Genomic DNA, 13,963 nt, shown 5'->3' with positions numbered 1-13,963 from the left:
ATCAATGGGATTGTGGGAGTTCGGTATGGCAGGCGCAGTCGTGGCCGCTGGCGGCCTCGGACAGGTTTTGCAGAATCGCGCAGTCTTGCGACGGCTGCGGCTGGTCGCACTGGTGGCGCAAGGTCACCAGCTGCTGCTGCAGGGTTTGCAAATTTGCCATCTGCTCGGCGATGCGCAGGATATGGTGGTCGAGCAATTCGTTGACGCTCTGGCAGCCTTCGGCCGGATTGTTCTTAAATTCCAGCAAGGCGCGGATATCGGTCAGGCCGATCTGCAAGGAGCGGCAATGGCGGATGAATTGCAGCCGTTCCTGGTGTTCTTCGCGGTATTCGCGGTAGCCGGCGCTGTTGCGCCCCGGTTCCTGCAGCAAGCCCGCCTTTTCATAGTAACGCACGGTTTCCACATCACAATCTGTCCGTTTGGCCAGTTCTCCGATACGCATGGCATCCCCTTTTCATTCTTTCGTGCAAATTCCGCTTGACCCTGTAGCGGCTACAGGGTTTCTAATGGAAGCATACACGAAACCGGAAGGACGAATGCGATGCCGCACGATAGCCACGATCATACCCACGAGCACAAGCACGACCATGAGCATCAGCATGCACCCAAGGCGGCCAGTTGCTGTTCCAGCCAGCATGCGTGCTCGTCCACGCCTGCGGCCCCGTCTGGTCCAGCGCTGCCCAGCGCGGCCATCGCCGGCGCGAGCACGGCCAAATACCGTATCGCCAACATGGATTGCCCCACGGAAGAACGGCTGATCCGTAACAAGCTGGCCACCATGGCGGGTGTGGTGGGCCTCGATTTCAACCTGATGAACCGCGTGCTCGACGTGCACCACACCCTGCCCTCGCTGGCGACGGTGGAAGCGGCCCTGCACGGCATCGGCATGCAGGCCATTCCCATGGAAGCGAACGCTGCCGTTGCGCGTGACCCGAACGAAGGCAATCTGTCCGGCATGCAAAAAGGCTTGCTGGTCGTTTCCGGCCTGGCCGCAGCGGGCGCCGAAGCGCTGGCGTGGACCATGCATGAAGACAGTTCGCCCCTCGTCATCGCCCTGGCCTTGCTGTCGATCGCCACGGGCGGCTGGCCGACCCTGAAGAAGGGCTGGATTGCGCTGAAAACCTTTACCCTGAACATCAATTTCCTGATGAGCCTGGCGGTTTTCGGCGCCATCGCCATCGGCCAGTGGCCGGAAGCGGCCATGGTCATCTTCCTGTTCGCCATCGCCGAGCTGATCGAGGGCTTGTCGCTGAACCGCGCGCGCAACGCCGTGCAAAGCCTGATGCAGCTGGCGCCCGACTCGGCGACCGTCGCCGACGCCAGCGGCGCCTGGCAGCAAGTATCCGTCGCCACCGTGGCCATCGGCGCGACCATGCGCGTGAAACCGGGCGAGCGCATCGCCCTCGATGGCGTCGTGGCCAGTGGCGAGTCGTCCGTCAACCAGGCGCCGATCACCGGTGAAAGCATGCCGGTGGACAAGACCGTGGGCGACGTAGTGTATGCGGGCACCATCAATGAACGGGGCTTGCTCGACGTCACCGTAACGGCCAACAGCGGCAACAGCACCCTGGCCAAGATCGTCAAGGTGATCGAGGAAACCCAGGGCAAGCAGGCGCCCACGCAGCGCTTTGTCGATCAGTTCGCCCGCTACTACACGCCTGCCGTGGTCGTGTTCGCCATCCTCGTGGCCGTGCTGCCGCCTTTGCTGCTGGGCCAGCCCTTCATGGCCTGGGTGTATAAGGCGCTGGTGATGCTGGTGATCGCCTGCCCGTGCGCACTCGTCATTTCCACGCCCGTCACCGTGGTCAGCGGCCTGACGGCGGCCGCGCGGCGCGGCATTCTGGTGAAAGGCGGACAATTCCTGGAAACGGGTTATCGGATCAAGGCCATCGCCGTCGACAAGACGGGCACCTTGACCATGGGCAAGCCGGCCGTGACGGATGTGGTGGCCCTGGAGGGCAGCGACCGCGACGCCATCCTGCTGCTGGCCGCCAGCCTGGACGCCAACTCGGCCCACCCGCTGGCCGCCGCCATCGTCAAGGCGGGTCCGCCCGCCGGCAGCCACTTGCCCGTCAGCCAGTTTGCCGCCCTGCATGGACGCGGCGTGCAAGGCAATATCGATGGCCAGACATATTACTTGGGCAATGCGCGCCTGATGACGGAGTTGAACGTGCTGACGCCGGCACTGCAAGCGATCCTGGCGCGGCTGGAACAGCAAGCCTACACGGCCATGGTGCTGGCCACCCCGGCCGGTGCGCTGGGCGTGATCGCCGTGGCCGACGTGCTGCGTCCGACGGCCGCGTCCGCCATTGCCCGCCTGAATGCGCTGGGCGTGACCACCGTGATGCTGACGGGAGACAATCTGCTGACGGCGCAGCGCATCGCGGCCGAGGTGGGCGTGAGCCTGGTTAAGGCGGAATTGCTGCCGGAAAACAAGCTCGATGAAATCAAGGCCTTGCAGCAAGAGTTTGGCGTGGTGGCCATGCTGGGCGACGGCGTCAACGACGCCCCGGCCCTGGCGCAGGCCGACATCGGCTTTGCCATGGGCGCGGCCGGCAGCGACACGGCCATCGAAACGGCGGACGTGGCCCTAATGGATGATGAACTGGGCAAGTTACCTGAATTCATCAGCCTGAGCCAGCGCACGCGCAGCATCCTCGTGCAAAACATCAGCTTTGCCATCGGCATCAAGGCCGTGTTCTTCGGCCTGGCCCTGGCCGGCATGGCGACCCTGTGGATGGCCGTGTTCGCCGACGTGGGCGCCAGCCTGCTGGTGGTGGCGAACGGCTTGCGCCTGTTGCGCAATAAGAAGCAAACATAGTCCCGTGTAGAAATATTTCCATCTGGACAATTGGTGTAAAAAACGCTACTTTGGCGGCTGATCTTCACCTTCGCCAAAGTAGCCGATGACCTTGCTGCCCCGTTTGACCCTGCTGGCCACGCTGCTGGCAGACACCTCCCTGCACGCCGAACCGATGTTCTTCACGCCCTGCTCCGATACGGCCGTGTCCGGCAGCTTGTGCTCGGGCTTGAACGTGCCCGGCAGCTACGATGCCCAGGGCCGCGCCGTCGGCGACGCGGATGCCATGCACGTCTTCGTGCGCAAGTTTGCCGCCGATGTGCCTGCCGGCAAGCCCGCCAAGGGCACGCTGTGGCTGGTGGCGGGCGGCCCCGGCGAATCGGGCGCTGCGTTCTACAGCCTGCTGCCCACCCTGCGCCGCAGCTTTCCCGGTTTCGAATTCCTGATCCCCGACCATCGTGGCACGGGCCATTCGTCGCGCCTGTGCAAGGTGGAAGAGTCCGAACAAAGTCCCGGCGGCCGCGCCCTGACCGGCGCGGAATGGGCCAGCTGCTTCAAGGGCATCAACTTGATGCCGGAATACGCGGGCCAGTTTTCCATCACCACGGCCGCGCGTGACTTGAAAGCCTTGATCGAGGGCGAACGGAGCAAGCACAAGCAGCCGCCCGTGTATGTATACAGTGTGTCGTACGGCACGCAGCTGGTCTTGCGCACCTTGCAGCTGGGACCGCTGCCCGTCCAGGGCGTGATTTTCGATTCGTTGGTGCCACCGCAAACGGATGCGCGCTGGGACTTGAGCCAGCGTTCGCACGTGGTCAACCAGGTCGGCATGCAGGTGCTGGCCCGTTGCGACGCGGATGCGGCTTGCCATGCGGCATTGGGCGAGCCGGCCGAAGCCTTGTACCGCCGCGTGCTGGACAAGGCGCAGGCCGCCCCCGCCCTGCTGGCGAAGATTCCCGGCAAGAACCTGAAAAACTTCCTCGGCGGCATGCTCGACGTGCCGGCCGCCCGCGCCCGCATCCCGTATCTGCTGCACGACCTGGACCAGGGCGGCGAGACGGAACTGGCCGCCGTGCGCGCCACGTTGACGGAAGCGGCAGCCAGCCTGGGCAGCTATCCCCAGTCGCCGCTGTCGATTCCGCTGGTCAGCATCATCAGCAACTCGGAAAACAATCTGCAGCCCTCGTTGCGCCCCGGCTCGACAGCTGCCGACCTCGAGCGCGACGAGGCTGACTTGCTGTTGACCAGTCCCCTGCCCCGCATCCTGCTGGGCGGCGGCTTGCCCGCCTACCCGCGCGACGCCTATTTCGGCGCCTTGCCGGCAAAAGTGCCGCCGACCCTGGTGCTGCAGGGAACGCTGGATCCGAAGACGCCGTACGCTGGCGCGCAGGCGCAAGTGCAGGCTTTGACGCAAAGCAAGGCCGGCAAGGTGGCCCTGGCCACCGTGCAGAATGCCCCGCATTTCATCCTGTGGACGGCGCCCGCCTGTTTCGAGCAGGCCAGCACCCGCTTTATTGCCGGCAAGCAGGCACAGGATTGCACGCTGTAGTTCCCACGGCCGTTGCTGCGCTGAGCAAGCCATCAGTCTCGTGCTTGTCGCGCCGCTGCCAGCGCCGCGACAAAAGTGGCGTCGCCATCGACGCACTGGCTGGCCGTGCAGCTATCCAGGTCTTCGGCGATGCGGAAGCCTTCGCCCAGGCTGCTGGCATTGCCGCGTCCGCCATGTCCGCGCGCGGCGCTGCGCAGCACCTGGCGCGAGGACGAATAGCTGCCGCCGCGTGTCATAAAATAGTCGCCTTCCACCTCGCAGCCGCTGCGCCAGGCCGATCCATCGGCGGGCGCACCCCGGTAGTCGGGATGCTGGCAATCGGCCACCCATTCCGCCACGTTGCCCATCATGTCGTGCAAGCCGTAGCCGTTGGGCGCATAGCTGCCCACGACAGCCGTGTACTCGGCGCCATCGTCGCAATCAGTGACGAGCATGTCGAGGCCGTGATCGCGCCAGGCCGCGGCCTTGAAACGCTGGTCTTTCATGTTGGCGTAGCTACACAATTGTTCAGGAACATCGCCGGACGCGTATTTCGTGCTGGTGCCGGCGCGCGCCGCGTATTCCCATTCCGCCTCGCTGGGCAGGCGGAATGGGCGGCCCGTTTCCCGCGCCAGCCATTGCACATAGGCCGTCGCATCGTTCCAGCTCACGCACATGACGGGGTGGAAGTCCGTTGGCGCATGCGCGGGGGCGTCCCAGCCCGACTCCTTGAGCGCGATGCCGTCAGTGCGGTCGAAATCCCAGCATTCGCCAGCCGCCCGATAGCCGGTGGCGGCAACAAATTGCCGGAACTGCGCCACCGTCGTCTCGTATTTTGCCAGTCGGAATGCGGCCACGCGCACTTCGTGGGGCGGCCCCTCGGCCGGATTATGGCTGCCATCGCCGATACGCGGCTCCGTGCTGCCCATGGTAAACACACCGGCGGGGATGCGGGCCATGGGAGGGAGGATGGCCGCGGCGGCTGCCTGGGCGCTGCAAAAGATGGCGCAGGCAAGGGAAATAATGCTGTGCTTCATGTGGCTCCTGGTAATCGGTGGGTGAGAACACAGATTGACAGCCGGGCCAGCGGATGGCCGGGCGCATGCGACGAATCGACAATGGGGCCGACGAACGGCAAGCCATGTTCTGGTCAACAAGACAAGCGGCCGCTACACTACGCCCATGACCAGACAAACGACCCTGCTGCAGGGCTGGCGCTCCCTATGGGAACTGCGCCCCCGGCACGAAGTGCCCACCCTCACCCGCCTGCTGCTCATCTCCCTGATCGGCATCGCCCTGGCACTGGGCCTGATGGCCGTGGTCGCCATCTTCGGCCGGGTCGACCGGCCGCACTGGTGGTGGGCCTCGCTGCTGCCGAATATCGGCATCTGCCTGTGCATCGTGCATACCCTGTTCGGCGTGCTGCGCCTGGCCGGGCGCTGGCTGCCGACGCCGCTCGTCGAGCGCATGTCGCATGTGCGCGACATCCGCGCCGGCATGGGCCTGGGCGCGCTGTCCCTGGCCGCCATCATCCTCGGCATGAGCATCGGCTTCACCATCGTCCCGATACTGGTGGGTTTCAAGCTGTGGGGCATGTTCGTCTCCCTGCCTGCCGCGCTGACCAAGTTTGCCGTCTTCATCCTGTTTGTCATGGGCGCCAACTGGGCCTGGTGGCGCTCGCGCCTGCGCCAGCAGCAGCTGCAAAGCGAGGTGACGGAGGCGCGCCTGCGCCTGCTGCAGGGGCAGATCGAGCCGCACCTGCTGTTCAACACCCTGGCCAACATCCAGAGCCTGATGGACTACGATCCGCCGCGCGCGAAACGCATGCTGGAAACGTTTTCCGGCTACCTGCGCGCCAGCCTGTCGCAGCTGCGCCAGGGCGACAGCACGCTGGAAGCGGAACTCGACATGGCCAGCCAGTATTTGTGCCTGCTGCAGATCCGCATGGACGAGCGCCTGCGTTTCCGCATCGACGCCAGCGCGCAAGCGTGCCTGGCCAGCATGCCCACGCTGATGCTGCAGCCGCTGGTGGAAAATGCCATCGTGCACGGACTGGCGCCCATGTTGGACGGCGGCAGCGTCGTCGTGCATGCCGAGGTGCGCGCGGGCCGTCTTGAAATCCGCGTGCTTGACGACGGCATGGGCTTGACGGCCCCAGGCAAGCCACCGCGTCCGGGCAGCGGCATGGCGCTGGCCAATCTGCGCTCGCGCCTGCAGGCCCAGTTCGGCGCGCAGGCCAGCCTGGTCCTGCGCGGGCGCGAGCATGGCACCGAAGCCGTGCTGGAGCTGCCGTACCAGCGCGCCGCCAGCGCAGGACCAGTGGAGGCCGCATGACGCGCGCCCTGATCGCGGACGATGAACCGCACCTGGCGCTCTACTTGCGCGACCAGCTGCTGGCCCTGTGGCCGGACTTGCAGATCATTCATATGGCGCGCAATGGCGTCGAGGCCGCCGCCTGCATCGCCGAGCTGGAACCCGATATCGCCTTTCTCGATATCCAGATGCCGGGGCTGTCCGGCCTTGAGGTGGCGCAAGGCATCGAAGGCCCTACCCGCGTGGTGTTCGTCACCGCCTTCGACGAGTTTGCCCTGCAAGCCTTTGAGCAGGCGGCGCTCGATTACGTATTGAAACCCGTTACCACCGAAAGGCTGGCCCGTACCGTGGCGCGCTTGCGGTCGGTGGCGCCCTTGCCGCCCGCCAGTGCGGCCATGGCACTGGCGCTGCAGCAACTGACGGCCGCGCCCGGACCTGCCCGCCCCCGGCTGCGCTACATCCTCGCGTCCAGGGGCGAGCGCACGCACCACCTCGACGTGGCCAAGGTGCGCTTTTTCCATGCCGACGACAAGTACACGGTCGTCGCCAGCGTGGATGGCGAATTCCTGATCCGCACGCCCATCATGGAGCTGGCCGCCCAGCTTGATCCGGAACAGTTCTGGCAAGTGCACCGCTCTACCCTGATCAATCTGGCCTGGCTGGACGGCACGCGCCGCGACGACGCCAGCCGTTTATTCGTGCGCATGCGCGGCCACGCGGGCGAGCTGCCCGTGAGCCGCGCCTTCGTCCACCTGTTCCGGGCCATGTAGCGCGTCCTGCCCGCTTGCCTTCCGTCGCCCTGGCTGTCGATTCGTCACAAGGCCCGTGCGGCGGGCGTCGCCGTTGGCCATGCTGGCATTTTTATTGCCGGAGACGCCCATGTTCAAGCTATTGCCGATATGTTTACTGTGTGCCGCCACCGCCCAGCCCGCCCTTGCCACCCTGCCCGCCCCCGTCATCGACAAGGTCGACGGGCGCCTGGTGGAATCGCTGATCCTGCGCCATCCCACCTCGCGGGACGTGGTGGTGTTCGAGAATGGTTCGCGCGCAACGCTGGACAAATGGGGCGTGGTGCCCGAGCGGCTGGCATTGGACACCTCCGTGTTCGCGTATCACCGGCCCGGCTATGGCAACAGCGAAGCGGCCGCCGCGCCGCGCGACGGCCGCACCATCGTCGAGGAGCTGCGCGCCGTGCTGCGCTTCAAGGGCTTGCATCCGCCCTATGTGCTGGTCGGCCATTCGCTGGGCGGCCTGTACCTGCAGCTGTTTGCCCGCACTTACCCTGAGGAAGTCAAGGCCCTGGTGCTGGTCGATGCGCTGTATCCGCGCATGGTGACGCCGGTACAGGATTTCCCATTGCTGACGCGCATCGTGGGCCAGTTGGCCTTTTCACGCGCCGTCTGGCGCGAAATCGAACAGATCGATGCGACGGGCAAGATGGTGTTGAGCCTGCCTGACATCGACAAGCCCGTGGTACGCCTGGAAAACCGGCCCGTCTCCAGCACGGCGATCGCCGTCGACTTTGGCGCGTTCAGGATGGATAAAACCACCCGCGACGGCGTCAACGCGCTGTACCCGCAGGCGGTCAGGATGGTGGCCGATTCCAGCCACCAGATGGCATTGACGACGCCCGACATCGTCGAGGCAGCGATCCGGCAGGTGTTGCCCGGCCCCGGCGGGAAGACGGTCGCCGGGCAATGAGGCCGGCTGGTGCCGGTCTTTGCGGTCAGTTGCTTGCGATCAGGCCGCGCGGCGTGCCCGCAGATGCAGGTGGCGGATGGTGGCGGCGGCCGCCATCAGGATGGCGGAAGCCGTTGCCAGCACGACAATAAATGCCTTGTCGAAGGCCGAACGGGCCAGTTCCGACACTTGCAAGCCCAGTTCGGCCGGCAATTGCTCGGCGGCCAGCAGCGCCGCGTCCAAGGTGTCATGGGCGTTCGGCAGCAGGCCCGCGCTTTCCGGGATCACCAGGGTGGCGCTGTAGACGGCCGACATGATGGTGCCCAGCACCGTCACGCCGATGACGGCGCCCAGCTCGTACGACACCTCCTCGATCGAGGCGGCCATGCCGGCTTGCTGGGGAGCCACGTTGAGCATCACGGCGCTCGATGCGGCCGTCATGACGGCGCCCAGGCCAAGGCCCAGGATCACCAGGCTGGCCACTTGCGCCGAGACGGCGGCGTCATGCAGCACCAGATACGATGCCATGCCTATACCGGACAGCAACAGCGAACCCCACAAGACCTTGGCCTTGTCGGCGCGCGGCAGCATGAAACCCGTCAACGGACCGGCAAACACGGATGCCAGCGGCAGCGGCAACAGCAGCAGACCCGCTTCCAGCGGCGACAGCTCACGCACCAACTGCATGTGCTGGCTCAGCGCCAGTTCCATGCCGATCAGGGCGGCGGACGCCACCATGGCGGCGGCCACGGCGCTGGAAAACGGCAGTTCGCGGAACAGGGCGAAGTCGATCAGCGGCCGGGCTTGGCGCTTCTGGCGACGGACGAATTTGAGCATGAAGAAGGCGCCCACGGCGAAAGCAAAGGCGGCCAGCGCATACGACGGCTGCGACTTGCCCAGCTCCTTGATCGCATACACGCCACCAAGCAAACCCATCATGACTTGCAGCGAGCCCTTCAAGTCCCATGGCTTGTCGCGGTTACCGGCCCGTTTCGGCAGGATGACAGTGGCCAATACCAAGGTCAGCAGCACGATGGGCACGTTGATCAGGAAGACGGAACCCCACCAGTAATGTTCCAACAGGAAACCACCGAGCACGGGGCCGAACGCGGCGCCGCCGGAGGCAATCGCCGCCCACACGCCGATGGCGAACGAACGCTCGCGGTTGTCCGTAAAGGTCAGGCGGATGATGGACAAGGTGGCCGGCATCATCAGGGCGGCGCCGATGGCCAGCAGCACGCGGGCAAAGATCAGCCATTCTGCAGCCGGCGAAAACGCGGCGCACAGCGAGGCGATGCCGAACACGGCCAGGCCGGCGAGGAAAACGGGTTTGTGGCTCAAGCGGTCACCGAGGGTGCCGAGGCCGGGCAACAGACCGGAGACGACCAGCGCGTAGACGTTGATGATCCACAGTTTTTGCGAGGAAGTGGCCTGCAAGTCGCGCGTCAGCGCGGGCAAGGCGGTGTAGAGCACGGTCATGTCGACCACGATCAGGAACAGGGCGCTGGAGACGATGGCCAGCGTCAGCCATTTTTTCATTGGATGCATAAACAACTCATTGGATTTTAGTGTAACTTTTAACAACTGTCGGTTTGGATGAATCTGGTGCTGCGCAAATATTTACGTTCCAGGCTGCCACGGGCCTGGCCTTGTCGGGGGCGGCGGGCGTCAGCCACGGTCGCCATCCTTGTCATCCACGGCGGCACTCGCTGTAGTTGCGTCGAGTTCGCGCAGCATGACGACGGACACCTGCTTGAAACCGCGGCCCTGGAAGAATTGTTGTGCTTTCAAGTTGTGCGCGCCGCATTCAAGGAACAAGCGGGCGATGCCGTGGCTGCGCAGCTCGTCGGCCACCCACTCCACCAACTGGCTGCCGATGCCGCTGCCGCGCACGGAAGGCAGCAAGACCAGGTCATCCAGCGCGGCGAACGATTTCGAGGCGCGCTGGCGCGTGTCGATGGACACCAAGGCCATGCCGACGATGGCGTCACCCAAGGTGGCGACGGCCAGCAGGGTCGAATCGCCATGCGCCCAGTCGTGCGACAGGGCGGCGCGGATTTCGCCGCGTATCACTTCAGGCAAGTCCGCGCGCCAGTTGCCGGGCGCATCGGCCCGTTCGCCCTGCAGCTCGGAATGGGAGATATAGTCGGCGCTGACGTTGTCAAGGTAGAGCTTGCACAGCGCATCTTCGGCGCTGGTATCGTGACACCAGCTGAAGCGGATGGCGGGGGTATGGACTTGGGCGTTTTTCATGGCGGATCTCGTGTTATTGAATTAGTAAAAGCATTTTATGTCGCCCCAGAATGGCATTCAAGTTAAAATCCATCTGTAAAACAGATAGGTGGATGCCATGCAATGGACTTTGGAACAAATGCGTTACTTTGAAGCGGCTGTCGCGGCCGGTTCTTTCTCGGGCGCGGCGCGCCGGCTGGGCCGCGCGCAATCGGTGGTCAGTACCTCGATCGGCTTGCTGGAAGCGGAATTCGGCGTGGAACTGTTCGACCGCTCGCGCCGCAGCGCCGTACTGACGGAAGCGGGCAAGGTCATGCACCTGGAAGCGTGCGAACTGCTGCGCCAGGCCGAGCGCTTGCAGCTGCGTGCCCAGCTGCTGAGCGAGGCGCCCGAAGCGCAGCTGACCCTGGCCCTGGACGAAGCCCTGCCCTATCTGGCCATCGGCACCCTGGTCAAGGAACTGGCGGCGCGCTACCCGGCGCTGGAACTGGTGATGCTCAACGCCACGGCGTCGGAAGTGGCGCAATACGTGGAGCAGCAGCAAGCCGACGTGGCTTTTCACTTCGACCGCGGCCCGATTTCTCCCGTGCTGGAGCAGCAGCACATCGGCAGCGTGGCGCAAGGCGTGTTCGTGGCCAAGGGACATCCCATGGCGCACGGCCAGGAAGTGAGCCGCAACGAGCTGACCCGCTACCGCCAGCTGATCATGGATTCCGAGCTGAACCGCGAACATGCGTTCAGCCCCGCCGTCTGGTTTTCCGACAGTTTTTACAGCATCGCGGAAATGGTCGCGGACGAGCTGGGCTGGGCGATTTTGCCGCTGAATATCGCCAATTACGACAACTACAAGGGCTATCTGCAGGAAGTGCCCTGCCCTGCGCTGGCTTTATCCAGGCTGCCCGTGCGGCGGCTGGCGATACATGGAAAGAAACTCAGCGAGACGAGTTTGTGGCTGACGACCAGGCTGGCGGAGTTGTTGGCGGATGGACCTAGGGGGTGAGTGCATGCATAGCGATGCGGAATTGTTGAGGTTGTGAATACTCGATAGTCGCCCCTTCCTGAGAGCTGGTCCGGCACGCCAGGAGCGGGAGTTTACAGGCTGAGCTATGGCACAATCTGAACTTAAATGCACATCGCGCGCGGCATCGCCCGCGCCAGGAAAATAATGAGTATTAGCACCAAACTGAAAAAACTCGCAGATAAAGCCACGGACAAGGGCGAATATGCAGTCGCCGCCGCCACCACCCATTTGTTGCAAGATATCGATTGCGTGGACAAGCAAATTAACCTGGTCGGGGCATTGCATGAAGTCGGCTACCTTCAGAATTCATTGTCTCCATACTGGAAGGAATTCAGAACTGATGAAGCGGCATGGATAGAGCGCTGTTTGGCCAGGCTTGTCACTGCCGATCATGACTATTGGGCGCTTGCTTCGCTTCTGGGGTGCAATGGTCCTGCGACCATCAGCATCGCCATTTACCAGGGCTTCAAATCCGCAGCAACAAGGTTTTACGAACGTTTCGACAAACCCAAGGTGCATGTCAATACTTTATATTTGACCGCCAATGGAAAAGTGCTGCATCCCATATTGGAAGTCGGCTATGACATAAATGCAATGACAAATGTCGACGTGGGACGAGCACGGGCACTGAGTCTGGAAAATGCGCTATGGCAGCCAGGTGATTGTTTGGGCACGGGCGGGCTTTCCATTTCCATGCAGGCCAAACTTCCGCATGGCGCATGGCGGTCGGTATGGACGGCTTTTGAAACATGGGATGCATAATGACATGATGAATGGCAAGACAGTCAATGCATGGCTGGAAATGGCGCAAGACGATGAGGTGCTTGTCGATCCCGATGACATCAACCACGAAGCCAGGACCAATATGTGGAGCTTTTCGCCCACTGACGAGGAAACGCCGCAGATCCATGCGGCCGATATCGTCGCCTTCATCGGCGAGGTGATCGCGGCGCGCCGCAGTGCCCTCGCTAGCGAGGATATGCTGTTCTATTGCTGGCACGACGTGCAATGCCGGCAGTTGCGCTTCAGCCTGGTGTCGCGCTCGCATGGGCGGCTGCCGTTTCGCTGCGAACTGCGCGAAACGCAGGATCTGGCGCTGATCGCCGAGCGCGTGGTCAACGGCGACTGGCGCAATGAGGATTTCATGCAGGCCCCGTCGGAGGAAGGCGATGCGCAGGAGCCGGCGCCGTTCGTGCTGCCTGTGTTCGTGGCGCCTGTGCCCTAGGAATCAGCGCGCCTGAAAACGCGCGGGCCGGCACGCCTCCAGGGCCGGCGCTGGCTCGCCAGTGACAATCTCCCCGCTGGCCAGCTGGCCCACGATGGCGGCCAGCACCACGCCCGGATGCATGGCGCACACGTACACGCCGCTCACTTGCGGCAAGTAGCCGATGACGGGTACGCCGTCTGCGGGCATGGGGCGCAGGCCGACGCAGGCGAATGCCGGCACGATGGCCTCCGCTCCCTCCAGTTCTTCCCGGATCGCGCTGGCCGTGCGTAGCGCGATGGCGGCGGGCTGGTTTTCCGGCGCGTCGTCCAGATAGTCTTCCGCTGCCAGCATGGTCCCGTCCTCGGCTTGCCGCACTTCCATTGCATGATTGGAAATGATGCCGCGCACGAGGCCGGGCGGCGCCTGGTAGCGCAGGAAGATGGCGGGCGAGGCGTGAATCGGCAAGTCAACTCCCAGCTGCGCGGCCAGGCTGGCCGTGCCCGTGCCCGCCGCCAGCACGACCATATCGGCCCCGATGAGGCCCGCGGCCGTCTCCACGCCCGTCACCTGTGCGTCCCGGACGGTAAAACCCAGCACGGGCGTGTGCGTGCGGACCGTTGCACCGAGCGCCTGGGCCGCCGCCAGCAAGGCGTGCGTGGCGGCAACGGCGTCGAGCGCACCCTCCTCCGGCTCGTGGACGGCCTGTTCCGGCGGCTGCCGCAGCTGAGGTTCAAGCTGGGCGATGCGCGAGCGGTCAATCACGATGGATTCAGGCGACACGCGCCCATCCTGCGTGCCATACGACAAGGCGCCGTGCCAGCGCATCGTCAAGCCCGGCACCTGCGATTCCAGCTTCCGGTAGGCTGCGATGGCCCCGCCGCGCAGGGCCGCGATGGGATCAATCCCCGCGCAGGAGGTGTTAATCCACGCAAACGAGGTGCCCGTCACGCCGGACGCGATGGCGCCCGCCTCGACCACGGTGACTTGTGCGCCCTTGCTGGCCAGGTGGTAGGCGAGCGACGCGCCGACGATGCCGGCGCCGATGACGACGACGCGTTCTGGAGCACTTTGATTCATAGTTGACAACGTTGCTTATTTATCACAAGACCGAGTCTACCACAGGCGCCGCAACTCCAGCGCATAGGCATGGCCATCGACAACCTTGCCTTCCACGATGGCGAT

General features: G+C 64.3%; 13 protein-coding genes. 8 read left to right on the top strand and 5 right to left on the bottom strand.

The features are described 5' to 3' along the window. Window position 1: 1 nt before the first annotated feature. A complete protein-coding gene (cadR, locus tag JAB8_RS02805) occupies window positions 2-442 on the bottom strand; it encodes a Cd(II)/Pb(II)-responsive transcriptional regulator (RefSeq protein ID WP_070218780.1) in 441 nt (146 codons plus the stop codon). Window positions 443-541: 99 nt separating this feature from the next. Between cadR and JAB8_RS02800 the strand changes: the two genes are divergently transcribed. Together JAB8_RS02800 and JAB8_RS02795 are read left to right on the top strand one after the other, a co-directional pair. Beyond that, on the top strand, window positions 542-2,821 hold the full coding sequence (locus JAB8_RS02800; protein WP_070288382.1) for a heavy metal translocating P-type ATPase: 2,280 nt from the start codon (window positions 542-544) through the stop codon (window positions 2,819-2,821). A gap of 85 nt (window positions 2,822-2,906) precedes the next feature. Then, the gene (locus tag JAB8_RS02795) at window positions 2,907-4,349 is read left to right on the top strand and encodes an alpha/beta fold hydrolase (RefSeq protein WP_083287544.1); all 1,443 of its coding nucleotides are present in this window, start codon (window positions 2,907-2,909) and stop codon (window positions 4,347-4,349) included. A gap of 32 nt (window positions 4,350-4,381) precedes the next feature. Here the strand turns inward: JAB8_RS02795 and JAB8_RS02790 are convergent, their stop codons facing one another. After that, window positions 4,382-5,365 carry a formylglycine-generating enzyme family protein gene (locus JAB8_RS02790; RefSeq protein ID WP_070288381.1) on the bottom strand — a complete coding sequence of 328 codons (984 nt, stop codon included), beginning with the start codon at window positions 5,363-5,365 and terminating at the stop codon, window positions 4,382-4,384. 145 nt (window positions 5,366-5,510) lie between these two features. Here JAB8_RS02790 and JAB8_RS02785 point away from each other — a divergent pair, with 145 nt between their 5' ends. From JAB8_RS02785 to JAB8_RS02775, 3 genes are all read left to right on the top strand, one after another. Then, the gene (locus JAB8_RS02785; protein WP_070218776.1) at window positions 5,511-6,662 is read left to right on the top strand and encodes a histidine kinase; all 1,152 of its coding nucleotides are present in this window, start codon (window positions 5,511-5,513) and stop codon (window positions 6,660-6,662) included. Beyond that, window positions 6,659-7,411, top strand: a complete 753-nt coding sequence (locus JAB8_RS02780) for a LytTR family DNA-binding domain-containing protein (protein WP_070218775.1) — start codon at window positions 6,659-6,661, stop codon at window positions 7,409-7,411. Before JAB8_RS02785 ends, JAB8_RS02780 begins: the two co-directional genes overlap by 4 nt. Window positions 7,412-7,520: 109 nt before the next feature. Beyond that, complete coding sequence (locus JAB8_RS02775) at window positions 7,521-8,342, top strand: alpha/beta fold hydrolase (protein WP_070288380.1); 822 nt, start codon at window positions 7,521-7,523, stop codon at window positions 8,340-8,342. A 39-nt stretch (window positions 8,343-8,381) separates the two neighbouring features. Here JAB8_RS02775 and JAB8_RS02770 read toward each other — a convergent pair whose 3' ends face one another. Both JAB8_RS02770 and JAB8_RS02765 read right to left on the bottom strand, forming a co-directional pair. Then, complete coding sequence (locus JAB8_RS02770; protein WP_275528096.1) at window positions 8,382-9,860, bottom strand: MFS transporter; 1,479 nt, start codon at window positions 9,858-9,860, stop codon at window positions 8,382-8,384. 129 nt (window positions 9,861-9,989) lie between these two features. After that, window positions 9,990-10,574, bottom strand: coding sequence for a GNAT family N-acetyltransferase (locus tag JAB8_RS02765; protein ID WP_070288378.1), 585 nt, complete (start codon window positions 10,572-10,574; stop codon window positions 9,990-9,992). Between the two features lie 97 nt (window positions 10,575-10,671). Between JAB8_RS02765 and JAB8_RS02760 the strand changes: the two genes are divergently transcribed. From JAB8_RS02760 to JAB8_RS02750, 3 genes are all read left to right on the top strand, one after another. After that, on the top strand, window positions 10,672-11,553 hold the full coding sequence (locus JAB8_RS02760; RefSeq protein ID WP_070288548.1) for a LysR family transcriptional regulator: 882 nt from the start codon (window positions 10,672-10,674) through the stop codon (window positions 11,551-11,553). A 165-nt stretch (window positions 11,554-11,718) separates the two neighbouring features. Continuing rightward, window positions 11,719-12,336, top strand: a complete 618-nt coding sequence (locus tag JAB8_RS02755; protein ID WP_139142915.1) for a hypothetical protein — start codon at window positions 11,719-11,721, stop codon at window positions 12,334-12,336. Beyond that, window positions 12,329-12,799: a hypothetical protein gene (locus JAB8_RS02750; protein WP_254679426.1), complete on the top strand. Its 471-nt coding sequence runs from the start codon at window positions 12,329-12,331 to the stop codon at window positions 12,797-12,799. Before JAB8_RS02755 ends, JAB8_RS02750 begins: the two co-directional genes overlap by 8 nt. A gap of 3 nt (window positions 12,800-12,802) precedes the next feature. Here the strand turns inward: JAB8_RS02750 and JAB8_RS02745 are convergent, their stop codons facing one another. Then, window positions 12,803-13,858: an FAD-binding oxidoreductase gene (locus JAB8_RS02745; protein ID WP_070288376.1), complete on the bottom strand. Its 1,056-nt coding sequence runs from the start codon at window positions 13,856-13,858 to the stop codon at window positions 12,803-12,805. Window positions 13,859-13,963: the final 105 nt, after the last annotated feature.

This window comes from Janthinobacterium sp. HH106, from assembly GCF_001758725.1.
Taxonomy (GTDB): domain Bacteria; phylum Pseudomonadota; class Gammaproteobacteria; order Burkholderiales; family Burkholderiaceae_D; genus Janthinobacterium.
This window is presented reverse-complemented; position numbering and strand designations above follow the sequence as displayed.